This is a genomic window from Paracoccus aeridis, from assembly GCF_004923205.2.
Taxonomy (GTDB): domain Bacteria; phylum Pseudomonadota; class Alphaproteobacteria; order Rhodobacterales; family Rhodobacteraceae; genus Paracoccus; species Paracoccus aeridis.
The window spans coordinates 22,620-44,436 of sequence record NZ_SELD02000037.1; the positions used below are offsets into that span (position 1 = coordinate 22,620).

22 protein-coding genes are annotated in these 21,817 nt (G+C 72.1%); 12 read left to right on the forward strand and 10 right to left on the reverse strand.

The window, feature by feature from the left end:
- Positions 1 to 137: 137 nt before the first annotated feature.
- The 4 genes from ELI80_RS11415 to ELI80_RS11430 all read right to left on the reverse strand — a co-directional run bounded on the left by ELI80_RS11415 (position 138) and on the right by ELI80_RS11430 (position 2,989).
- Positions 138 to 842 (reverse strand): glutathione S-transferase family protein, encoded by a 705-nt coding sequence (locus ELI80_RS11415; protein ID WP_136652049.1) that lies wholly within the window; start codon positions 840 to 842, stop codon positions 138 to 140.
- 51 nt (positions 843 to 893) lie between these two features.
- Positions 894 to 1,565 (reverse strand): glutathione S-transferase family protein, encoded by a 672-nt coding sequence (locus ELI80_RS11420; RefSeq protein WP_136652050.1) that lies wholly within the window; start codon positions 1,563 to 1,565, stop codon positions 894 to 896.
- 207 nt (positions 1,566 to 1,772) lie between these two features.
- Positions 1,773 to 2,183, reverse strand: coding sequence for a VOC family protein (locus ELI80_RS11425; RefSeq protein ID WP_201740623.1), 411 nt, complete (start codon positions 2,181 to 2,183; stop codon positions 1,773 to 1,775).
- 2 nt (positions 2,184 to 2,185) lie between these two features.
- Entirely contained in the window at positions 2,186 to 2,989 is an 804-nt protein-coding gene (locus ELI80_RS11430; RefSeq protein WP_136652052.1) for a DUF1428 domain-containing protein, read from the reverse strand.
- Between the two features lie 108 nt (positions 2,990 to 3,097).
- On the opposite strand from ELI80_RS11430, the gene ELI80_RS11435 reads away from it, so the two are divergent.
- A complete protein-coding gene (locus ELI80_RS11435; RefSeq protein WP_136652053.1) occupies positions 3,098 to 3,829 on the forward strand; it encodes a winged helix-turn-helix transcriptional regulator in 732 nt (243 codons plus the stop codon).
- The gene (locus ELI80_RS11440) at positions 3,826 to 4,314 is read left to right on the forward strand and encodes a VOC family protein (RefSeq protein WP_136652054.1); all 489 of its coding nucleotides are present in this window, start codon (positions 3,826 to 3,828) and stop codon (positions 4,312 to 4,314) included. The genes ELI80_RS11435 and ELI80_RS11440 overlap by 4 nt, the downstream gene beginning before the upstream one ends.
- A gap of 186 nt (positions 4,315 to 4,500) precedes the next feature.
- Here ELI80_RS11440 and ELI80_RS11445 read toward each other — a convergent pair whose 3' ends face one another.
- Positions 4,501 to 4,932 (reverse strand): Lrp/AsnC family transcriptional regulator, encoded by a 432-nt coding sequence (locus tag ELI80_RS11445; RefSeq protein WP_136652176.1) that lies wholly within the window; start codon positions 4,930 to 4,932, stop codon positions 4,501 to 4,503.
- Between the two features lie 232 nt (positions 4,933 to 5,164).
- Here ELI80_RS11445 and ELI80_RS11450 point away from each other — a divergent pair, with 232 nt between their 5' ends.
- Positions 5,165 to 6,322 carry a type III PLP-dependent enzyme gene (locus tag ELI80_RS11450; protein ID WP_136652055.1) on the forward strand — a complete coding sequence of 386 codons (1,158 nt, stop codon included), beginning with the start codon at positions 5,165 to 5,167 and terminating at the stop codon, positions 6,320 to 6,322.
- A 132-nt stretch (positions 6,323 to 6,454) separates the two neighbouring features.
- Here ELI80_RS11450 and metF read toward each other — a convergent pair whose 3' ends face one another.
- The gene (gene metF, locus ELI80_RS11455) at positions 6,455 to 7,333 is read right to left on the reverse strand and encodes a methylenetetrahydrofolate reductase [NAD(P)H] (RefSeq protein WP_136652177.1); all 879 of its coding nucleotides are present in this window, start codon (positions 7,331 to 7,333) and stop codon (positions 6,455 to 6,457) included.
- A gap of 175 nt (positions 7,334 to 7,508) precedes the next feature.
- Between metF and ELI80_RS11460 the strand changes: the two genes are divergently transcribed.
- The 4 genes from ELI80_RS11460 to ELI80_RS11475 all read left to right on the forward strand — a co-directional run bounded on the left by ELI80_RS11460 (position 7,509) and on the right by ELI80_RS11475 (position 11,364).
- Complete coding sequence (locus tag ELI80_RS11460) at positions 7,509 to 8,396, forward strand: LysR family transcriptional regulator (protein ID WP_136652056.1); 888 nt, start codon at positions 7,509 to 7,511, stop codon at positions 8,394 to 8,396.
- Positions 8,397 to 8,602: 206 nt separating this feature from the next.
- A complete protein-coding gene (locus ELI80_RS11465) occupies positions 8,603 to 9,064 on the forward strand; it encodes a DUF4126 domain-containing protein (protein WP_136652057.1) in 462 nt (153 codons plus the stop codon).
- A gap of 349 nt (positions 9,065 to 9,413) precedes the next feature.
- Positions 9,414 to 10,199 (forward strand): inositol monophosphatase family protein, encoded by a 786-nt coding sequence (locus ELI80_RS11470; RefSeq protein ID WP_136652058.1) that lies wholly within the window; start codon positions 9,414 to 9,416, stop codon positions 10,197 to 10,199.
- Between the two features lie 283 nt (positions 10,200 to 10,482).
- Positions 10,483 to 11,364 carry a DMT family transporter gene (locus ELI80_RS11475; RefSeq protein WP_438943070.1) on the forward strand — a complete coding sequence of 294 codons (882 nt, stop codon included), beginning with the start codon at positions 10,483 to 10,485 and terminating at the stop codon, positions 11,362 to 11,364.
- On the opposite strand, the gene ELI80_RS11480 is transcribed toward ELI80_RS11475, so the two are convergent.
- The gene (locus ELI80_RS11480; protein ID WP_136652060.1) at positions 11,315 to 13,576 is read right to left on the reverse strand and encodes a lytic transglycosylase domain-containing protein; all 2,262 of its coding nucleotides are present in this window, start codon (positions 13,574 to 13,576) and stop codon (positions 11,315 to 11,317) included. The genes ELI80_RS11475 and ELI80_RS11480 overlap by 50 nt on opposite strands.
- A gap of 101 nt (positions 13,577 to 13,677) precedes the next feature.
- Between ELI80_RS11480 and dapA the strand changes: the two genes are divergently transcribed.
- On the forward strand, positions 13,678 to 14,553 hold the full coding sequence (gene dapA, locus ELI80_RS11485; RefSeq protein ID WP_136652061.1) for a 4-hydroxy-tetrahydrodipicolinate synthase: 876 nt from the start codon (positions 13,678 to 13,680) through the stop codon (positions 14,551 to 14,553).
- Positions 14,554 to 14,567: 14 nt separating this feature from the next.
- Positions 14,568 to 14,903 carry a DMT family transporter gene (locus ELI80_RS11490; protein ID WP_136652062.1) on the forward strand — a complete coding sequence of 112 codons (336 nt, stop codon included), beginning with the start codon at positions 14,568 to 14,570 and terminating at the stop codon, positions 14,901 to 14,903.
- A 59-nt stretch (positions 14,904 to 14,962) separates the two neighbouring features.
- On the opposite strand, the gene ELI80_RS11495 is transcribed toward ELI80_RS11490, so the two are convergent.
- Both ELI80_RS11495 and ELI80_RS11500 read right to left on the reverse strand, forming a co-directional pair.
- The gene (locus ELI80_RS11495; protein WP_136652063.1) at positions 14,963 to 16,072 is read right to left on the reverse strand and encodes a pyridoxal phosphate-dependent aminotransferase; all 1,110 of its coding nucleotides are present in this window, start codon (positions 16,070 to 16,072) and stop codon (positions 14,963 to 14,965) included.
- A gap of 11 nt (positions 16,073 to 16,083) precedes the next feature.
- Positions 16,084 to 17,874, reverse strand: a complete 1,791-nt coding sequence (locus tag ELI80_RS11500) for a thiamine pyrophosphate-binding protein (protein ID WP_136652064.1) — start codon at positions 17,872 to 17,874, stop codon at positions 16,084 to 16,086.
- 112 nt (positions 17,875 to 17,986) lie between these two features.
- Between ELI80_RS11500 and smpB the strand changes: the two genes are divergently transcribed.
- On the forward strand, positions 17,987 to 18,460 hold the full coding sequence (gene smpB, locus ELI80_RS11505) for an SsrA-binding protein SmpB (protein WP_136652065.1): 474 nt from the start codon (positions 17,987 to 17,989) through the stop codon (positions 18,458 to 18,460).
- Between the two features lie 658 nt (positions 18,461 to 19,118).
- Here the strand turns inward: smpB and ELI80_RS11510 are convergent.
- Positions 19,119 to 19,544, reverse strand: coding sequence for a DUF1810 domain-containing protein (locus tag ELI80_RS11510; protein ID WP_136652066.1), 426 nt, complete (start codon positions 19,542 to 19,544; stop codon positions 19,119 to 19,121).
- A gap of 134 nt (positions 19,545 to 19,678) precedes the next feature.
- Here ELI80_RS11510 and sseA point away from each other — a divergent pair, with 134 nt between their 5' ends.
- Together sseA and ELI80_RS11520 are read left to right on the forward strand one after the other, a co-directional pair.
- Complete coding sequence (gene sseA / locus ELI80_RS11515; protein ID WP_136652067.1) at positions 19,679 to 20,530, forward strand: 3-mercaptopyruvate sulfurtransferase; 852 nt, start codon at positions 19,679 to 19,681, stop codon at positions 20,528 to 20,530.
- Positions 20,531 to 21,715: an amino acid aminotransferase gene (locus ELI80_RS11520; protein WP_136652068.1), complete on the forward strand. Its 1,185-nt coding sequence runs from the start codon at positions 20,531 to 20,533 to the stop codon at positions 21,713 to 21,715.
- Positions 21,716 to 21,817 lie beyond the last annotated feature (102 nt).

Consider the following 21,817-nt stretch of genomic DNA (forward strand, 5'->3'; position numbering starts at 1 on the left):
GCCTCGCGGAACGGTTGCAACCTGCCGCCCGCGTCCGGTTCGGCCACCCGTTCATCGGGCGATGGTCGAAGACGCGCGTGAACAGCCGACGCTGCGGTCGAGGTCCGCGCAGACGACCTGCGCGCAGACGCGGCCGCTCATGTCGCCGCGTCCTGTTCATCCGTCTTCTCGACGCCGTCCGCGCCGGGCCGCAACCTGTCGGCGTCCTTCGGCGGGGTCGCGGCTTCGAACTGCGCCACCTGTTCCTGGTGGACCTTCCTGAACGCGGGGCGTGCGAGCATGCGGTCCAGATAGGCCATGAGCCCCGGATGCTCGTCCAGCCCGCCTTCGTCGCGCACGATCCGCAGCACGTCCGCCACCAGGATGTCCGCGATGGAAAACCGCCCGGCGGCGATGAACTCGCGCCCCGCCATCGCCGTTTCAAGCTGGCCGAGGCGCTGGTGCATGATCCTGCCCGCCTCGCGCGCGGCCGTCTCGTCCTTGCGGAAGACCTTGGCCATCTGCCACGGCATCGTCCACATCTCGAGCGAGTTCAGCGCCGACAGGGTCCATTGCAGCACCTCGGCCCGGCCCTTCGGATCGCGCGGCATCAGCGTTTCGGACTTGTCGCCCAGATGCAGCAGGATCGCGCCGCTTTCGAACAGCGTCACGTCGCCGTCGGCCAGCATCGGCACCTGCCCGAAGGGCTGGCGCGCGAAATGTTCGTCGGACCTGGGCATCAGCGGCACGGTGTCGATGGCGTAGGGCAGCCCCGCCTCCTCGCAGGCCCAGCGCGCGCGGATGTCGCGGACGTAGCCGCGCGGGAACTCGGGCACCCAGTCGTAGGTGGTGATGGTCAGCATGGGATCGCTCCGCCTCGGTTATCGGCTTCGGGGAAGGGCTTCGGGGATGGATCACAGGAACCGCGCGGGCAGCATGTCGCGGAACGGGAACAGGTCGAACCACGGCCGCGCCTCGTCCAGCACCCGGGCCGCCGAGGGCCGGGCGATCAGGCGCTCGAACCAGGCGGAAAGCCGGGGGTGGTCCGCAAAGGGGTGCAGGATGCCCGCGTAGAACAGCGCGGGCAGCGCGGCGCAGTCGGCCATGCTGAAGTCGCCCGCGATCCAGTCGTCCCCCGTGGCCTGAAGCCGCACCTCGATCGCGCTGTAGGCCCGGTCCAGCTGGCCGCGCGCGTGGGCCGTGACGCCCGGCTCTGCCGCCTTGTCCATGAACAGCCGCGCATCGACGATGGACTGCATCGGCCCCTGCACGTGCATGTCGAAGACGCGGTCCCAGGCCATGACGTCGCGCGCCGCCGCGGCGTCCCGCGGCACAAGCCGCCCCCCGCCCGCGAGCGCGTCGAGGTAGCCGATGATGACCGAGGATTCCGCCACCGTCACGTCCGCGTCCGCGTCGCGGAGCGCCGGGAACTTGCCCAGCGGGGTCAGCCCGGCGATCAGGTCACGGTCGCCCGCCTGCGTGGGGTCGAGTAGCCGGAACTCGAACGGGGTGCCGAGGTCGTAGAAGGCCACGAGCACCTTGTGGGTAAAGGACGAAAGCGGGTGGCCGTAAAGGACGAGTGCCATGGCAGTGCTTCCTTTCGATGATGCGGGGGGCGGGGCTCGGCGCCCGGCGCCAACCACGGCGAACTCGCACCCTGCCGGTCGTGGGCGACGGCGGTGCGGGCGACCCCGGCACCTCTATCTAACCGGCATGAACGCGGCGTCCATCGTCGAGCCTTCGCTCCCTGAATGGGGCGGCCGCGACCGGCTGCCCCTGGAACGGAGGGGCGGTCAGCCGACGCTGACCATCCAGTGCGTGCCGAAGCGGTCGCGGCACATGCCGTAGCCGCTGGCGAAGAAGGTCGGGCCGAACGGCATCGTTTCCTCCCCCGCCTCGGCGAGGCGCTGGTAGAGCGCGCGCGCCGCCGCCTCGTCCGGGCGCGTCACCGAGACCCAAACCCCGGCCTGCGGCACGCCCCCGAACTGCGGCGGCATGTCCGACGCCATCAGCAGCCCGTCCTCGTCCGTCTGCAGAGAGACGTGGATCGCCCAGTCCCGCTGCGCGTCCGGCAGGCCCGGGGGCCCCCCGTCCGGCACCTCCGAGAACGTCATCACTTGCGGCGTGCCGCCGAAGATCGAGGCATAGGTCGCGAACGCCTCCGCGGCGTTGCCCTGAAACGACAGATAGGGCGCGAAGGACAAGATCAGCCCCGACCGCTGGGGTCGTGTGTGGCGGCAGGGGTCGCGGCACGGGTCGCGGCGGGGGTCGCGTCGCGCCCGTCGGTTTCGCTGTCGAACAGCGGCTCGAACCCTGCCCAGATCATGCGCTTTCCGTCGAAAGGCATGTCGGGCATGTCCTGCCCCGCCTCCATGCCGGCCGCCATCCCGCGCCATGCCTCCTCGGCGGTGGCGCGGTCGGGCCAGGCCGACCACGACATGACGACCACCTCGCCGTCCCTGGCATCGACCGCGCGGTACATGTCGGTCAGCTTGCCGCGCGGCACGTCGTCGCCCCAGCTTTCGTAGTTGCCCAGGCAGCCGCGGGGCTGGAACTCCTCCTCCCACGCCGACTTCGCCATCCTGCCGAACGCTTCCTTGTTGCCCTCGGGCACCGGGGTGAGGAAGCCGGTATAGTAGCCGCCCCTGTCGGTGCCGTCGGTGATGAACGACTGGAAGCCGCCGAAGATCATCCGCCTGCCGTCGAACGTCGCCTGTCCCATTGCCTGCGACATCTCGTCGGGGTTCTGCATGATGTCGGCCCAGGCCGCGTCCGAGGTCGCCTTGTCGGGCCACTCGATCCAGGCGAAGCCGACCGCCTCGCCGTCCTGCGCCTGCACGGCGCGCAGGAAGTCGGTGCGCTTGCCGGGCTGGACGTCCTCGCTCCACGTCTCGACCATGCGGAGGGCGCCGCGCGCCTGCATCAGCGGCCAGGTGCGCCGCAGGCTCTGCAGATAGCCGTCCCTGTTCTCTTTCGGCACAGGGGTCACCGATCCGGTGAAGTAGGTCATGATGCGTCCCTTGAATGTGGTTGCAGCAGCCTCGATAGGACTCAGGCTGCCGGTCTTGGTTGCGAAAAGCAACTGGAAAGTTACATTAGGCCAGAAAGGAGGCTCCGCTTGGCAGAAACCCGCAGGTCCTATGGCGAAGGCTGCATCGCCGCCCACGCGCTCGACGTCATCGGCGACCGCTGGGCGCTTCTGGTCATCCGCGAGCTGATGCTGGGGCCCAAACGCTTCGGCGCGATCCGCGCGGGCGTGCCGGGCGTGGCCAGCAACATCCTGACGCGGCGGCTGGAGGAGCTGGAGGCCGCCGGGATCGTCGCCCGCCGCGCCCTGCCCGCGCCGGCAAGCGCGCCGGCCTATGACCTGACCCCGCATGGCGCCGCGCTGCGCCCGATCCTGCTGGCGCTCTGCCGCTGGGGCGCGGGGATGCCGGGGCACGACCACACCCTGCCGATCAGCCCGACCGCGCTGGTGCTGTCGATGGAATCGATGATCCGCCCGCAACCGGGCCGCTTCACGGCCGGCTTCGACCTGGGCGGCGAGATCTTCGCGCTCACCGCGTGCTCGGGGCGGCTGCGGATCCGCCGCAGCGACGCGCCGGACGGCGAGATGGTCTTCGCGGGCGCCCCCAACGACATGGCGGTCGTGATCTACGGGCCCGCGCCCCTCGCCCGCTCGGCGGCGGATGGCCGGGTGTCCTTCACGGGCGATCCTGCGCGGGGACAGGGGTTCGTGGACCTCTTCCGCCTGGAACGCCCCCCGACCGATGCGCCGACCGATGCGCCGACCGATACCCCGACAAATGCCGCGCCCGACCCGGCGCGAATCGAAGGAGAACCGGCATGACCACCCGCCTGATCCCGCAGATGTGGTACACCGACGAGGCCGAGGAGGCCGCGCGCTTCTACGTCTCGATCATTCCCGACAGTCGCATCGACCACGTCACGGCGATGCCCGCCGACACGCCGTCCGGCCCCGAGGGCAGCGTCACGGTGGTGGATTTCACCATCGCGGGCCAGCGCGTCGGGGCGATGTCGGCGGGTCCGCTGGAACCCTTCAACCACGCCATATCGCTGATGATCGAATGCGACACGCAGGACGAGATCGACCGCCTGTGGGACGCGCTGGTCGAGGGCGGCGGGGCCGAGCAATGCGGCTGGCTGCGCGACCGCTACGGCGTCTGCTGGCAGATCACGCCGCGGCGCCTGAACGAGATGATGCGCAGCCCCGACCGCGCCGCCGCCCGCCGCGCGGCCCAGGCGATGCTGGGGATGATCAAGCTGGACATCGCCGCGCTGGAGCGCGCGTTCGCGGGCGAAGCGGCGGGCTGAACCCGCGCCGCTGACCCTGCCGGACGCCCCCTGCCCGGTCGCGGGCAGGCCATCTTCAGGGCCGCGTCATGCCGGTCGCGGCGGACGCACCGAGACTGAGTTCGGCGGCGCTGCATCCGTGGGCATGATCGCGGTCATGATCGCGCCACCGGTGAGGCTTGCGCCCACGGGGCGCTGCGCCGGACCTCAGACCGCCCTGTCGAAGCGGGTGGCCAGATGCACCAGGCTTTCCGAGGTCCGCACCCCGGGCAGCGCGCCGATCGCGTCCAGTGCGCCGTCGAGTTCCGTGGTGGACGCGCAGCCCAGCTGGATCAGCAGGTCCACCCGGCCGCTGGTGGTATGGACCCGCTCCACCGCCGGCATGGCGCGCAGGCGCGAGACGATGGAGGGCTGGGCCCGCGGCTCGATCGTCAGCAGGCACGTCGCGCGGATACGGCCCTGGCGCGCCGCCTCGCCCACGCGAAGCGTGTAGCCGGCGATCGCGCCCGTCGTCTCCAGCCGCTCGAGCCGGGCCTGCACGGTGGACCGCGCGACCTTCAGCCGCCGCGCGAGGACCGCCACCGACATGCGCGCATCCTGCGACAGCTGGCCGATGATGCTGCGGTCCAGATCGTCCATTCCGGTCATCCTGCGGCGTCCCCCCTTCCGCACTCGGCGCGCAGCCGGGCAATCTGCCGCCGCCCTCGGCAGAATAACGCCGCGCCCGCGCATTTCCACCCTTTCCATCGCTGTGACTGCATCCCATATGCGCGGTCCTGCGTTGGACCAAGAACCCCGCAGCAGCGCCGCGGCAGACGCGCGGCACCGCCCGGACAAGCCGGACCCGATCACCCGCAAAGGAAGACCACGCATGGGACTGACCGAAGGCCATCAGGCGAAGACCGTCTGGGAAAACCCCGCCGAGATCGTTCGCGCGCTGGCGCCGGAAAACCCGGTCATGGTGTTCGCCCCCACGATCCTGCAGGCGCGCGCGAAGCAGTTCCTCGCCGGCTTTCCCGGCCTCGTGACCTATGCGGTCAAGTCGAACCCGGACGAGGCGGTGATCCAGAACCTCGTCGCCGCCGGGATCAAGGGCTTCGACGTGGCCTCCCCCTACGAGATCGACCTGATCGGCCGCATGGACCCGACCGCGGCGCGGCACTACCACAACCCGGTCCGGTCCAGGTCCGAGATCGCGCACGCGGTGAAGGCCGGGATCAAGGCGTGGTCGGTCGACAGCAACACCGAGCTTCAGAAGCTGTTCGAGCAGGTGCCGGCGGAGAACTGCGAGATCTCGCCCCGCTTCAAGCTGCCGGTGCTGGGCGCGGCCTATGACTTCGGGTCCAAGTTCGGCGCCTCGCCGGACCTCGCGGCCGACCTGCTGCGGCAGGTGGCGGGGAAAGGCTACATCGCCTCGCTGACGTTCCACCCCGGCACCCAGTGCACCGACCCGGCCGCGTGGGAGCAGTACATCCGCACCGCGGCCGAGATCGCGGACATGGCGGGCGTGCGCCCCAGGCGCCTGAACGTCGGCGGCGGCTTCCCGTCCTGGCGCGTCCACGGTGTCGAACCCGACCTGCCCGCGATCTTCGACCTGATCGGCCGCACGGCGAAGGAAGCCTTCGGCGACGACGCCCCGGACCTGGTGTGCGAGCCGGGGCGCGCGCTGTGCGCCGACGCCTTTGCCATCATCACCCGCGTCAAGGCGGTCCGCGACGGAACGAGCGTGTTCCTGAACGACGGCGTCTATGGCGGCATGAACGAGCTTCCGGTGATCGGCAACCTCGACCGGCTCGAGGTGCTGACGCCCGAGGGCAAGCTGCGCGGCGAGAACGGCCACGGCCGCGTCGTGTTCGGCCCGACCTGCGATTCGGTGGACCGGCTGCCGGGCGAATTGTCGCTGCCCGACGACATCCAGGAAGGTGACTACGTCATCTTCCACGGGGCGGGCGCCTATTCGGTCGTGACCAACACCCGCTTCAACGGCTTCGGCGAGCTGCGCCAGCTGACGGTGATGGGCTTCGACTGAGAACGTGACCGCCGCCGCGAGGACCGGCATCCACCGCAGCTGACGGACCGGCGCGGGGCTGCGTCTGTCGGCGGCGATGTCGCCGGCGGCCGGGCCTGCGCCGTCACCGCCGGGCGCTTCGACGCGCTCCGGTCAGGCGACCGCCTGCTCGGCCCCGTCCGGCGCCCGGACCCCGATCGCGGCGCAGACATCGGCCACGAGGTCGGGCCGGTTCAGCGTGTAGAAGTGCAGCCGGTCCACGCCGCCCTCGATCAGCGTGCGGCAGAGCCCGGCCGCAAGATCGGTCGCCAGCGCCCGCTCGCCCGCCTTGCCGGCGGCGACGAAGGCGTCCTCGGCCCATTGCGGGACCGAGGTGCCGCAGCGCGCCGCGAAGCGTTTCGCGCCCGTCCACGACTGGATGGGCAGGATGCCCGGGATGATCGGCGCGGCGATCCCGGCTTTCGCGCAGGCGTCGCGGAAGCGGAAGAACGTGTCGGCGTCGAAGAAGAACTGCGTGATCGCCGACGTGGCGCCCGCGTCCACCTTGCGCTTCAGCCACGCCACGTCGGCGGCGCCGTCGGGGCTGTCGGGGTGGGGTTCGGGATAGGCGCCGCAGCGGATGGTGAAGCCGCCGCGCGCCGCGATCGCCTCGATCAGTTCCACCGAATCGGCGAAGCCCAGCGGATGCGGCGTGAACTGCGCCTGCCCCTGGGGCGCGTCGCCGCGCAGGGCCACGATCTCCTGCACGCCGGCGCTCGCGTAATCCTCGACGATCTGCATCGTCTCCTCGCGGGTCGCATCGACGCAGGTGAGGTGGGCTGCCACGTTCAGGTGATAGTGGTTGGACAGCGCCACGACCGCCTCGTGCGTCAGCTGCCGGGTGGTGCCCCCCGCGCCGTAGGTCACCGACACGAAGTCCGGTCCCAGCGGCGCCAGCGCGCGCGCCGTGTCCCACAGCCGGAACGACTGGTCGAGCGATTTCGGCGGGAAGAACTCGAAGCTGACGGCGGGGCGGGTGGGTGCGGCGGGCATGGCGGTGGCGGCCAGAGCGGTGGCGGGCATGGCGCTTGCGGGCATGGTGCTGGCGGGCATGGCGCTGGCGGGCAGAGCGGTGGCGGGCATGGCGGTTCCTTTCAGGCGACCCTTGTGCCACGGGCAGCCCCGTGAGACAAATTCATATCGCGCAACTCCATCATGAACGCCGCTCATGCACCTTGAACTGCGCCACCTGCGGACGATTCGCGCGATCCACGACAAGGGCGGCCTGGGCCGCGCCGCCGAGGTCCTCAACATCACCCAGTCGGCGCTGTCCCACCAGATCCGCGCGCTCGAGGCGCAGGCGGGCGTGCCGCTGTTCCTGCGCCAGTCGCGGCCCCTGCGGCTGTCGCCCGCGGGCATGCGGCTCCTGCGGCTCGCGCAGGCGGTGCTGCCGCAGGTCGAGACGGTCGAGGCAGAGTTCCGCGGCCCGGCAGCCACCCGCGGCGGGCGGATGCACATCGCGATCGAGTGCCACGCCTGCTTCAACTGGCTTCTTCCCGCGCTCGACGCGTTCCGCCGCGCCTGGCCGCAGGTGGACATCGACATCCGCGCGGGCCTCGCCTTCACCGCCCTGCCGGCGCTGGTCCGGGGCGACGCGGACCTGGTGGTGTCGTCCGACCCCGAGGACCTGCCCGGCGTCGTGTTCGAGGAGCTGTTCGACTATCGCCCCATGCTGGTCGTGCCTGCCGGCCACGCGCTTGCCGGGCGCGACCATGCCGAGCCCGCCGACCTCGCGCCGGAAACGCTCATCACCTATCCGATGGACCGGGCGCGGCTCGACGTGTTCAGCCATTTCCTCGACCCCGCCGGGGTCAGCCCCGCCGCGATCCGCGAGATCGAGCTGACCGACGTGGCGATCCTGCTGATCGCGTCGGGGCGCGGCGTGGCGGTGCTGCCCGACTGGGTGGTGGAACGCGAGGCGGCGAACCCCGCCGTCACGGCGATGCCGCTGGGCGACCCGCCGGTGACGCGGCGCCTGTACGCGGCAATGCGCGAGCAGGACCGCGCCCGCCCCTTCATGGCCGACATGCTGCGGCTTGCGCGCGCGGCGCGCTGAGGGCTGCGGCTCGTTGGCGGCTGCGGCCTGCTGACGGCGGCGGTTCGTTGGCGGCTGGCACATTGGCGGCTGCGGCGTCCTGACGGCTATGGCCTGCTGGCGGCTGCGACGCGCTGACGGCTGGCGGGGCGCTCCGGGCCGGACGGCGCGGAACCCGACCACCCGCCGCGCGCGTTCCCCTGCCGAACCCACCAGCGGAGACCGCCATGCTCGCCTCGATCCTCATGGGCCTCGTCGGGGGCCAGCGCTCGATGACCCCGCTCGCCGCGGTCGCGGTCGCCGCCGCCGGCGGCCACCTGCCCCGCGACCGCGCCGCCCCCGATTTCCTCCGCAACCCCGCGATCGCCACCGGCGCGGTCGCGCTGGCGCTGGCGGAACTCGGCGGCGACAAGATGAAAAGCGCACCCGACCGGATCGTGCCGCTCGGCCTTGCCGCGCGGATGATCATGGCCGGCTTCGCCTGCGGCTCGCTCGCCCCGCGCGGCGCGTTCTGGAAGGGCGCCGCGATCGGCGCGACGACCGCGGTGGCCGCGTCCTACCCCGGCTGGTACGCCCGCATCACCGCGATGGAGGATCACGGCCAGACCTCCACGGGGCTGGTCGAGGACGCCATCGTGATCGCGGGCGCCGCCGCGATCATGGCGAAGGTGAGCCGGGACGAGATCTGAGCGTCAGAGATACCGGGCGGGAAGGCAGCCACGAATGGCACCTTCCCGACGTGCACGCAAGCCTCGGCCCGGCGGGCATCTCGGCCCCGGTCCCCCGCCCGAGATGCGAGACGATGCCGGCGAGATCGCGTTGCGGGCCGCGCCCCGGCTGGAAACGGCGACGGCACCAACGCACCCGCCCGCCGCGCCGCCGGACCTGTCTGCGTGACGGCTTCGATCCGCAGAGCAAGCTCCGTGTTCCGGACCGCCCGCCACGCTGCCTGCCGTTCACGACCGCAGGACACGCCCGCCCGCCGCTTCCCTTCCGGCCCGGTTCCGCCTATTCCGGCCCCAACCGAAAGGACCCGCCATGGCCAGCGCCAACCTCAACATCATGATCAACGCGGCGCGCAAGGCGGGCCGGAGCCTCGTCAAGGACTTCCGCGAGGTCGAGAACCTGCAGGTCAGCGTGAAGGGCGCGGGCGACTTCGTCAGCCGCGCCGACCATGCGGCCGAGGCGATCATCAAGGACGAGCTGCGCGGCGCGCGCCCGAACTACGGCTGGGTGGGCGAGGAAACCGGGGCGGAGCCCGGCGAGGATCCGACCCGGCGCTGGATCGTCGATCCGCTGGACGGGACTACCAACTTCCTCCACGGCCTGCCGCACTGGGCCGTCAGCATCGGGCTGGAACACAAGGGCGAGATCGTGGCCGCGGTCGTGTTCGACCCCGCCAAGGACGAGATGTTCACCGCCGAAAAGGGCGACGGCGCGTTCCTGAACAACTCGCGCCTGCGGGTGTCGGGGCGGCGCAGCATGATCGAATCGATCTTCGCGACCGGCGTTCCCTTCGGCGGCGCGCGCGAGCTGCCGGCGACGCTGCAGGACCTCGCGCGGCTGATGCCGCAGACGGCCGGCGTGCGGCGCTGGGGATCGGCGGCGCTCGACATGGCCTATGTCGCGGCGGGCCGCTTCGACGGCTACTGGGAACGCCGGATCAAGGCGTGGGACGTGGCCGCGGGAATTCTGCTGGTCAAGGAAGCGGGCGGCTTCGTCGAGGCGCTTGAGCCGGGGCAGTCCCCCGTCGATTCCGGCGCCATCATCTGCGCCAACGCGCAGCTGTTCGACGGGTTCGCCAAGACCATCCGGCAGGGCTGACCCGACCCGGACCTTGCGGCGGTCTTGCGCCGCCGGTCCTGCCCGCCTCGTCCTGCCGGCCTCGTCCTGCTCGGGGCGCCATCCCCACCCGCCGGGGTTGACTTCCCCCCGCCGGCGGCCGAGGTCGGGCGGACCCAAGCCGGCGCGCCCCATGACCGCTCCCACCCCTTCCGAACCCGTCACCGCCCCCGCGCCGGCCGAGGCGCTGGCGGTTCCCGCCGCGCTGGCCGCGTCGACGCCGTTGACGCCCGCCGCCGCGATCACCACGGACGGGGCGCAACTCATCGCCGACCAGCAGGGCCGCGCCATCATCCTGATGTGCGCGGCCAGCCTGATCTTCGCCGTCCAGGACGCGTTGTCGCGGCACCTGGGGTCGAACTACTCGACCTACTTCGTCGTCATGCTGCGCTACTGGTTCTTCGCCGCCTTCGTGGTGGTGATCGCGGCGCGAGCGCCCGGCGGGCTCGCCGCCGCCTCGCGGTCGCGCCGCCCCTTCGTGCAGATCACGCGCGGCCTTCTGCTGGCGGCCGAGGTCGTCGTCATGCAGATCGCCTTCGTCCGCCTGGGCCTTGTCGGGACGCACGCGCTCTTCACCGCCTATCCGCTGCTGGTGGTGGCGCTGTCCGGGCCGATCCTGGGCGAGCGGATCGGCTGGCGCCGCTGGGCGGCGGTCGCAGCGGGGTTCGCGGGGATCCTCATCATCCTGCAGCCGGGGCGCGGCGTGTTCAGCCCGTCGGCGGTCCTGCCGCTGGCGGCGGCGCTGATGTTCGCGGTGTACGGCCTGCTGACGCGGCTGGTCGCACGCGACGACAGCGCCCAGGTCAGCTTCTTCTGGACCGGGATCGCGGGCGCGATCGGCATCACCATCGTCGGCGTTCCGCAGATGGAGCCGATGGCCATGCGCGACTGGCCTTGGATGGCCTGCCTGTGCCTGACCGCCGTCGCCGGGCATTTCCTGCTGATCCGCGCCTACGACCTGGCCGAAGCGTCGAGCCTGCAGCCCTTCGCCTACACCCAGCTGGTCTGGGTCAGCATCGTGGGGATGGTGGTGTTCGGGGAACGGGTCGGGCTGAACGTCGTGGCCGGCGGCACGATCGTGGTCGCCGCGGGGCTGTTCACCTGGTGGCGGGCGCAGCGCCGGTCGACGCCAGCGCCGGACCGCTGAGCGCGGGCGGCGCCCCGCGCAGCGCGGCGGCGAGGTCGGGTGCCGCGCGGTCGGGGTAGCCGAGCGCCGCGGCCTGGTCCGCGGGGGACGCGCCGTAGCCTTCGACGGCGGGCGGGACCGGCTTCGCCGGCCGCGCGGGCGGGCGCGCCGACACGGCCAAGCGCAGCGGCGACAGCGCGGGCGCGGGCCTGAAGCCGCCGCCCCGCAGGTCCCAGGTCGGCACCAGCGGCACGGGCCTGCCCATGATGCGCGCGCGGTAGATCGGCAGCGCCTCGCCCACCCGCATGACGTAGTTGCGGGTCTCGTCGAAGGGGATCATCTCGACCCAGTCCACCGGATCGGCGCCATGCGCCCCGGTCTCGCGCAGGTCGCCGAAGTCGCGCAGCCACCGCGCCGACCGCCCCGGCCCGGCGTTGTAGCCCGCCGCGACCAGCGCGATCGACGGCCCGAAGCGGTCGCGCAGGCCGCCGAGGTAAGCCGCCCCCAGCCGCGCGTTGTAGGCGGCGTCGGCGGTGAGCCGCGCAAGCTCGAAGGGCTCGCCGATGCGGCGGGCCATGTCGCGGGCGGTGTCGGGCATGACCTGCATCAGCCCGCGCGCGCCGACATGGCTGCGGGCGGCGTGGTTGAACTCGCTTTCCTGCCGCGCGATCGCCAGCACCAGCTCGGCGGGCAGGCCGAGCTCGTGCGTTTCAAGTCCCGTCAGCGGATAATAGGCGGCCGGGAACACCCCGCCCTTGCCCGCCGCCTGCTTGGCGAGGCGGAGCCCGTCCCACGGCCGGCCCAGTTCCAGCATAAGCCGCGCCATGCGGGCGATGTCCTCGGCTTCCGCCGTCTCGCCCTTGTGCAGCAGGAAACGCTGCGCCGTCGCGGGATCGCCCGCAGCGATGAGCCACAACGCCGCCTGCCAGACCCGGTCGTTTCGGATCGGGGCGCCGCGCCAGTCGGGCAGGCTGTCCACCGCCGCGCCCGGGATGGCGAGCGCGGGGTCCATCGGCACGCCCAGCTTCTCGGCCGCGAGCTGGCCGTAGAAGGCGGACTGGTGCCTGGCGGCCTCGGCATAGGCGGCGGTGGCGCCGGGGGCGTCGCCGTCCGCCTCCATCGCGCGGCCCTGCCAGTAGAGCGCGCGGGCGCGCGAGATCGGGCTGCCGACGATGGCCTGCAGATGCTGGAACCGCGCCAGCGCCCGGTCGGGCGCACCCGACCGCAGCGCCGCGTAGCCCGCGAGCCATTCGAGGTCGGCATAGACCCCGTCCTTGTCGGCGAGATGGTGGTGCGTGGCCAGCCGCTCGGCCAGGGCCCAGTCGCCCGCCCGCAGCGCCGCGCGCGCGTGGTCGACCCGGAACCGCGCCCAGCGGGCCGGGTCGCGCAGGCTTTCGGCCGAGGTGGACCGTTCCAGCAGCAACGCGCGCGCAAGGTCGGTCTGCTTCGACTTCACCCGGAAGTCGAAGCGGTCCATCGCCAGCCCCGCGTCGCCCCTGAGCGCGTCCGGCAGGCCGTTGATGAGGTCGTCGACCCCTGGCCGCCCGGCCTGCAGCGCGATGCGCGCGCGGGCGAGGGCCGCGTCGGGGCCGGTGACCAGCGCAGGCGCCGCCGGGCCGCCGGCCGCAGGCGCCGGCCCGGGTTTCACCATCAGCTCCGCCGCCTGCCATTCGCCGAGGTCCAGCAGCCGCGCCACCCGCGCCGGATGATGGGGCGCGAGCAGGTCCGCGCGGGGCGCGAGGAACGCGGCCATGCCCGCCGCGTCCAGCGGCGTCCCGGTCCAGAACCGCACCGCCTCTGCATCGGCGGCGGCCCGGTCGGTCGCGGACAGGGCGGCAAGCAGCGCGCGTTCGGCGGGCAGCGTGTCGGGGCGGCGGTCGCCGAACCAGGCGATGACCTCGGCCGCGGGCAGGCCGTCGCGCAGCGTCGCGTCGCCGCGCTGCAGCAGCAGGTCCATCCCGGGCCAGTCGGGGTTGCGGGCGGCGAAGTCGCGGTATTCGGGCCAGGTTCCCTGCCCCGCCCGCAGCCGCTGCCACAGGACGAGGTCCACGGCGATCGGCCCCGACCGCGCGGCCAGCGCATCCGCCCCGGCCCAGTCCTTCGCCGCGGCCGCGGCCCATGCACTCGCCAACGCGCCGCCGTCCTCGGCCGCCGCGGGACGGGCAGCGGCCGGAAGGATTGCGCAGACCGCAATCGCCAGCGCGGCCAGCCTTGCGAGGGTCGGTCGGATCATGCCGGCAATGTGAGCGGCGCTTGGCCCCGGCGCAACTCACATCCTTGGCAACCGGCCGGCGCGGATGTAAGGCCACCCAACCACCGAAGTCAGGATACCCCATGTTCAAAGGCTCGCTGCCCGCGCTCGTCACCCCGTTCACCCCGGAGGGAGAGCTCGACCTGCCCGCGCTCGAGCGGCTGGTCGAATGGCACCTGGAACAGGGCAGCAACGGGCTTGTCCCCGTCGGCACCACCGGCGAAAGCCCGACCCTCACCCACGAGGAACACCGCCTGGTCGTCGAGCGCGTGGTGCAGACCGTGGCGGGCCGGGTGCCGGTGATGGCGGGCGCGGGGTCGAACTCGACCCGCGAGGCGATCGGGCTGGTGCAGTTCGCCCAGGAGATCGGCGCGGACGCGGCGCTGGTCGTCACGCCCTACTACAACAAGCCCTCGCAGGCCGGGCTGATCGCGCATTTCACCGCGATCCACGACGCATCCGACCTGCCGATCTACATCTACAACATCCCGCCCCGGTCGGTCATCGACATGATGCCCGAAACGATGGGGGAGCTGGCCCGCCTGCCGCGCATCGCGGGCGTGAAGGACGCCACCGGCAAGCTGGAGCGGGTCTGCCTGCAGCGGATCTGCTGCGGCGAGGACTTCGTCCAGCTGTCGGGAGAGGACGCGACCGCGCACGGCTTCAACGCGCAGGGCGGCGTCGGCTGCATCACCGTGACGGGCAACGTCGCGCCGAAGCTGTGCGCCGAGCTGCAGGCGGCGACGCTCCGCGGCGACTATGCCGCGGCGCTGCGGGTGCAGGACAGGCTGATGCCGCTGCACGTGGCGATCTTCCTTGAACCGGGGCTGGTCGGCGTGAAGTACGCGATGTCGCGGCTGGGCCTGTGCGACGAGCGCGTGCGCTTGCCGCTGACACCGCTGCTGCCCGCGACGCGCGAACGGATCGACGCGGGGCTGGCCCACGCCGGGCTGATCTGACGGAGGGGAGCGGGATGGGAACGGCCCACGCCTACCTCATCGTCGCGATCATGCTCGAGGTGGTGGGCACCTCGTTCCTGGCGCTGTCGCAGCAGTTCACGAAGCTTGCGCCGACGCTGGTGATGGCCGGGTGCTACCTGGGCGCGTTCTATTTCCTGTCGCATTCGCTGAAGGTCATGCCGCTGGGCGTGGCCTATGCGCTGTGGAGCGGGCTGGGCATCGTCCTGACCGCGGGGATCGGGATGTTCGTGTTCCGGCAGGCCCCGGACGCCGCCGCGGTGATCGGCATTTCGCTGATCATCGCGGGCGTGCTGGTCATCAACCTGTTCTCGCAGACCTCGGCGCACTAACGCCACAGGGCGCCGGGCGCACTGGCCCTGCACGGCGGCGGGCGCCTGCGCCCGGCGCGCTAGCCCCTTGCCGCGGCGAGCGCCTGCGGCAGCGCCTCGGCAAAGGCGTCCAGACCGGCCTCCGGGCCGCAGCTGACGCGGATGCAGCGGTCCTGCGGCGCGACCCACGGCATCCGCACGAAGACGCCGCGCTCGGCCAGCGCGGCCAGGACGGCGCGGGCGAAGTCGCCGCCCTGCCCGCAGTCGATCGCAACGAAGTTGGTGGCCGAGGGCAGCGGCGACAGCCCGTTGTCGCGCGCGATCTGCGCGATCCGCGCGCGGGCGTCGGCCACCTGCGCCAGCATCCCCGACAGCCAAGCGTCGTCGGACAGCGCGGCAAGCGCCCCCGCCTGTCCGACCGAATTGACGCCGAAGTGGTTCCTCACCCGGTCGAAGCCCCGGATCACCCCGGGCGCGGCGATGGCGTAGCCGACCCGCGCGCCCGCCAGGCCGTAGGCCTTGGAGAATGTGCGGAAGCGGATGATGCGCGGGTCGTCCGGGTCGATCCGCGGCAGCGCCGGGGCGAACTCGCCATAGGCCTCGTCCAGCGCCAGCACGCCGTCCCCGGGGAGGCGGGCGACCGCGGCCTCGATCTCGGCAGGCTCCAGGAAGCCGCCCATCGGGTTGTCCGGATTGCAGAGATAGACGAGCCGCGCACCCGCCTGCGCCGCCCGGTCCACCAGCCCCGCCGCGTCCTGCCGGCCGTCGCGATAGGGCACGCGGTCCAGAACCCCGCCGAAGCCGGTGACGTGGAAATCGAAGGTCGGGTAGCCGCCGGCCGAGGTCACGACCATGTCGCCCGGCCCCACGAACAGCCGCGCGGTCAGGCCCAGCAGCCCGTCGATCCCCTCGCCCACGAGGATGCTCCCGGGCGCCACGCCGTGCTTCTTCGCAAGCCCCTCGCGCAGGTCGTGGCTGGTCGGGTCGCCGTATTTCCACGCCTGCGCCGCCGCATCCCGCATCGCCGCGACGGCGGCGGGGGATGGGCCGAACCCGTTCTCGTTCGCGCCGAGCCGGGCGCGGAAGGGCGCGCCCCGGCGACGCTCCAGCGTCTCGGGCCCGACGAAGGGGACCGAATCGGGCAGCGACGCGGGGATCGGCGCAAGGCGGGGAAGCGGGGGCGTGGTCATGGTCGTCCCGCTCAGCCCTTGCCGCGGCCCTTGAAGACGCGGCCGAGGAAACCGCGCGCGGCCGGCGTGGGCTCCGGGGGCTGCGGCGGCTCGGTCGGGTCGGCGTCGCCGGGCGCCGCGGCAGCCGCGGGGGCCGCCGCCTTTCCGCGCTGCGCGGCCTCGGCCGCGGCGCGGGTTTCCGACAGGGTCGCGCCGGTGGTCAGCGCCTCGGGGTCGAGCTTCAGCTCGACGATGGCAAGCGTGCCCGCGTCCGCCGCCCGCTGGAACGCGGCGGGGAAATCGGCGTCGTCCGTCACCACCTCGCCATGCCCGCCATAGGCGCGCGCCAGCGCCGCGAAGTCGGGGTTGTAGAGGTTCGTCCCCGACACCCGGCCCGGATAGTGCTTTTCCTGGTGCATGCGGATCGTGCCGTAGCGGCCGTTGTTGGCCACGATCACGATCACCGCCGCGCGGTTCTGCGCGCCCGTCGACAGCTCGTTCAGCGTCATCTGGATGTCGCCGTCCCCCGCCACGCAGACGACGGTGCGATCCGGGTGCTGGATCTTGGCCGCGACCGCCGCCGGCAGGCCGTAGCCCATCGACCCCGAGGTCGGCGCAAGCTGGGTGCCCACCTGCTTGAAGCGGAAATAGCGGTGGATGAACGACGCGAAGTTGCCCGCCCCGTTCGTGATGACGGCGTCGTCGGGCAGGTTGTCGGACAGCCAGCCGATCACCCGTTCCATCCGCACCTGGCCGGGCGTTTCCTTCGGCTGCTGCCACGCCTCGTAGGTCGCGCGCAGGCCGGCGGTCCAGTCGTCGCGGCGCCTCGCGGGCGCGGGCGCGTCGGCCAGCGCCGCCAGCATCGCGCGCGGGCAGGCGGCGATGCCGGGATCGGCGCGCCACAGATGCCCGATCTCGTCGGGATCGGGGTGGACGTGGACGATCCGCCGGCCCTGCGCCTTGGGGTTCATCAGGTCGTAGCCGTTCGTGAGCGTGTCCCCGAGCCGCGAGCCGAGCGACAGGACGCAGTCGGACGCCTGCAGCGCCTCGCCCAGCTTCGGGTTCATGCCCACGCCGAGGTCGCCCACGTAGTTCGGCAGCCGGTTGTCGAACAGGTGCTGGCGCCGGAACGGGACCGCGACCGGCAGGCCCCAGCGTTCCGCGAAGCGGGCGAGGTTGCCCGCGTCGTCCTGCGTCCAGACGGACCCGCCCGGCACGACCAGCGGCCGTTCGGCTGCGGCAAGCGCGGCGGTGACCGCGTCCACCTGCGCGGCCGACACGCCCGCGACGGGCGCCGGGCCGGGATCGAGGTCGGGGGCGTCGCTCTGCGCGGACAGCATGTCCTCGGGCAGCGCCAGCACGACCGGGCCGGGGCGGCCGGACATCGCGAGATCCCACGCCCGCGCGACGTATTCGGGGATGCGGCCGGTGTCGTCGATCTCGGCCGCCCACTTGGCGAGGCCGCCGAACATCTGGCGGTAGTCCACCTCCTGGAACGCCTCGCGGTCGCGGTCGGACCGCGCGATCTGGCCCACGAACAGGATCATCGGGGTCGAATCCTGCATCGCCACGTGCACGCCCGCGCTGGCGTTCGTCGCGCCGGGGCCGCGGGTCACGAAGCAGATGCCGGGGCGGCCCGTCATCTTGCCCTGCGCCTCGGCCATCATGGCGGCGCCGCCCTCGTGCCGGCAGACGACGTTCTGGATGCCGAGGTCGTAGAGCCCGTCGAGCGCCGCAAGGAAGCTTTCGCCCGGGACCGAGAACACCCGGTCCACCCCCCGCGCCGCCAGCGCATCCGCAAGAATCCGTCCGCCATGCCGCATCGTCGCCTTCCCCCTTGTCCGATCGCCCGCGCAACATGCGTCAGCCCGCCGTTCCCGGCAAGCGGCCCCCTGCCTTTACAGCCCCGCCCCGCACCCCTATCTCACCCCGATCATGTCGCAGCAGAAATCAGATCCCAACTACAAGGTCATCGCGGAAAACCGGCGGGCGCGGTTCGACTATTTCATCGAGAGCGATCTGGAGGTGGGGATCATCCTGACCGGGTCCGAGGTGAAATCGCTCCGCACCGGGCAGTCCAACATCGCCGAAAGCTACGCCTCGGTCGAAGAGGGCGAGTTGTGGCTGATCAACAGCTACATCGCCGCCTACAAGCAGGCCGGCGTCTTCGGTCACGAGGAACGCCGCCGCCGCAAGCTGCTGGTCAGCCGCAAGGAGCTGTCGCGGCTGTGGCAGGCGATCGGGCGCGAGGGGATGACGCTGGTGCCGCTGGTCATGTACTTCAACCACCGCGGGATCGTGAAGCTGAAGATCGGCGTGGCGAAGGGCAAGAAGAACCACGACAAGCGGGACACGGAAGCCAAGCGCGACTGGGGCCGGCAGAAGCAGAGGCTGCTGAAGCAGGGCTGACGCGGCTGCTCGCCAGGCGCCGGGCGGAAGCGCCGCGGCATGCAGCATGTCGGCTGGGACCGGACGGGGCTCCACGCGGGCGTGTGGCCGCCCCTTCGGCAGAGCCGATCCGAACGGTTGCGGTTGTCACGCTTGAGGAAGGCTCCATCAACGGTCTTTCGATGCTCCCCTCGGTCTGCCCAAAGCAGACCGGGGCCTTCCCGCTAAGCAAGCCTCCATCAACGGTCCTTCGATGCCCCCCGGTCCGCCCAAAGCGGACCGGGACGCGCCCGCCCGCCCCTTGGCGGGCGCGTTCGCGCCCACCCGTGCGGGCGCGTCCCTCCGGAGTGCTGGCGCCCAGGGACCGCACGGAAACAGGCTCGTGGCCTGTTTCCTTCAGCAAGGGCCGACCTGACCGACTGAGCCCGTCGGGGGGCACCACGCCGGGCAGGCCTCCATTGACGGTCGTTCAGCGCACCCCCGCCCGAAGCGGATCGGGGCCTTCACGCTGAGCAAGCGTTCATCAACGGTCCTCAATGCTCCCCGGTCTGCCCGAAGCAGACCGGGACGCGCCCGCCGGCCCTCAGGCGGGCGCGTTCGCGCCCACCCGGGCGGACGCGTCCCTCCGGAGTGCTGGCGTCCAGGGACCGCACGGAAACAGGCCCGTAGCCTGTTTCCTTCAGCAGGAACGTTGCTGCCGCAGTTGCCTCAGCGTCGCCTCGTCCGCCCCGCCGCCATAGAACTCCGCCAGCAGCCGGTCGAATACCTCGCCGCCGCCCGCCTCGCGGAACAGGGTCGCGCTCGACCGCAGCTTGGCCGCGTCGACCTGGCCCAGAACCGCCTCGGGCGCGCGGCCGGCGTTGGCCAGCATCGCCTCGGCCGCCGCCCGCAGGTTCTGCGCGAGCACCGGGTCCGCCAGATAGGCGCGCGCGTGCGCCAGGTCGCGGATGCCGTAGTGCTTCGCCGTCGGCGAATGCCCGAGCGCGCCCAGCTGCGGGAAGACGTACCACATCCAGTGGCTCAGCTTGCGCCCCGCGCGCAGCTCGGCCACAGCGCGGGGCTGGTCGCGGGCTTGCGCGTCGTGGAAGCGTTGCAGGTCGTCCATGCCGCAGCGTTGCACCCGCGCCCCGGCCCGGGTCAAGCCCGCCGAGGAGCGGCGGTCAACCCCATCTTCCTTGGTTGTCCTGCAACCGCGCCGCCGCTAAGAATGCGCGGCCTGCTGGCGGGGGAGGAAACCTGATGGACGATCCGAAGACGCTCGTTTCGACCGGGTGGCTCGCCGCGCGTCTGGACGACCCCGACCTGCGCGTGATCGACGCGAGCTGGCACATGCCCGCCACGGGCCGCGACGCCCGCGCCGAATACGCATCCGCGCACATCCCCGGCGCACGCTTCTTCGACATCGACGCCGTCCGCGACACCCGCAGCGAACTGCCGCACATGGCGCCCCCGCCCGAAGTGTTCGCCGCCCGCATGCGCGAAGCCGGGATCGGCGACGGGCACCAGATCGTCGTCTACGACAATTCGGACGTGCGCAGCGCGGCGCGAGTCTGGTGGACCTTCCGCCTGATGGGCAAGACCGACGTGGCTGTGCTGGATGGCGGATTGGCCAGATGGCTGGCCGAGGGGCGGCCGGTCGAAAACGCGCCTCCATCTGTCCGCGACCGCCACATGACCGTGCAGCGGCAGGCGACGCTGGTGCGCGACGTGACGCAGGTCGCAAGCGCGTCGAAGCTGGGCGAAAGCCAGATCGTCGATGCCCGCGCCCCCGAACGCTTCCGCGGCGAGGCGCCCGAGCCGCGCCCCGGCCTGCGCAGCGGCCACATCCCGGGCGCGCTGAACCTGCCCTTCGGGCGGCTCTACGACGCCGACGGAACGATGAAGCCCGCCCCGGCCCTGCGCGCCGCGTTCGAGGACGCGGGCGTGGACCTGTCGCGCCCCATCATCACCAGCTGCGGATCGGGCGTGACCGCCGCCACGCTCGCGCTGGCGCTGGAACGGATCGGCCACCGCAACTGGTCGCTTTACGATGGAAGCTGGGCCGAATGGGGCAGCTTCCCCGACCTCAAGATCGCAACCGGAGACGCCTGAATGTTCGCCGCGCTGAAGCCGCAAGACCCCGACAAGATCCTGGCCCTGATGGGCGAGTTCCGCGCCGACACGCGGCAGGGCAAGATCGACCTGGGCGTCGGGGTCTACAAGGATCCGACCGGGCTCACCCCGGTGATGCGCGCCGTCAAGGCGGCCGAGCGGCGGATCTGGGAAACCGAGACGACCAAGTCCTACACCGCGCTGTCGGGCGAGCCCGCGTATCTCGACGCGATGTCGCGGATGGTGCTGGCCGATACGCTGGCCGCCGACCGCACGGCGATGCTGTCCACCGTCGGCGGCACCGGCGCGATCCGGCAGGCGTTCGAACTGGCGCGGATGGGCAACCCGGACGTGACCGTTCACGTGTCGGACCCGACCTGGCCCAACCACGTTTCGATGCTCAGGTTCATGGGCCTGCCCTTCGTCGAATACCGCTACTTCGACGCAGAGACGCGCGGGGTGGACTTCGACGGGATGCTGGCGGATCTCGGCCGGGCGAAGAAGGGGGACCTGATCCTCCTGCACGGCTGCTGCCACAACCCGACCGGCGCGAACCTGACGGCCGAGCAATGGGCGGCGGTCGCGGACCTCCTGGACCGGAGCGGCGCGGTGCCGCTGATCGACCTCGCCTACCAGGGCTTCGGCGACGGGCTGGAAGAGGACGCGGCCGGCACCCGCCTGATCGTGTCGCGCGCCCCCGACGCGATGGTGGCCGCGTCGTGCTCCAAGAACTTCGGCATCTACCGCGAGCGCACCGGCATCCTGCTGACGCAGGTCGCGGACGGAAGCGCCCGCGATCTCGCGCAGGGCGCGATGGCCTATCTCGGCCGGCAAACCTACAGCTTCCCGCCCGACCACGGCGCCCGCGTGGTGCAGACGATCCTGGACGACGCCGACCTGAAGGCCGACTGGATGGCGGAACTGGAATCCGTGCGCCGCACGATGCTGGACCTGCGCCAGCAGCTCGCGGGCGAGCTGCGCGACCTGACCGGGACCGACCGCTTCGACTTCATCGCGCGCCATCGCGGCATGTTCTCGCGCCTGGGCGCGACGCCCGAGCAGGTGCAGCGGATCAAGGACGAGGCGGCGATCTACATCGTCGGGGATTCGCGGCTGAACATCGCCGGGCTGAACGAGCAGACCGTGCCGGTGCTGGCGCGGGCGATCGTGGACGCGGGCGTCTGATCGCGCGCGAGGGTCACGGCGGGTTCAGGGAAAACCGGACTCCCCTGAACGGGGCATTCCGAATGTGCAAAGGCCGGGCGCGATGCCCGGCCTTTTGCGGCT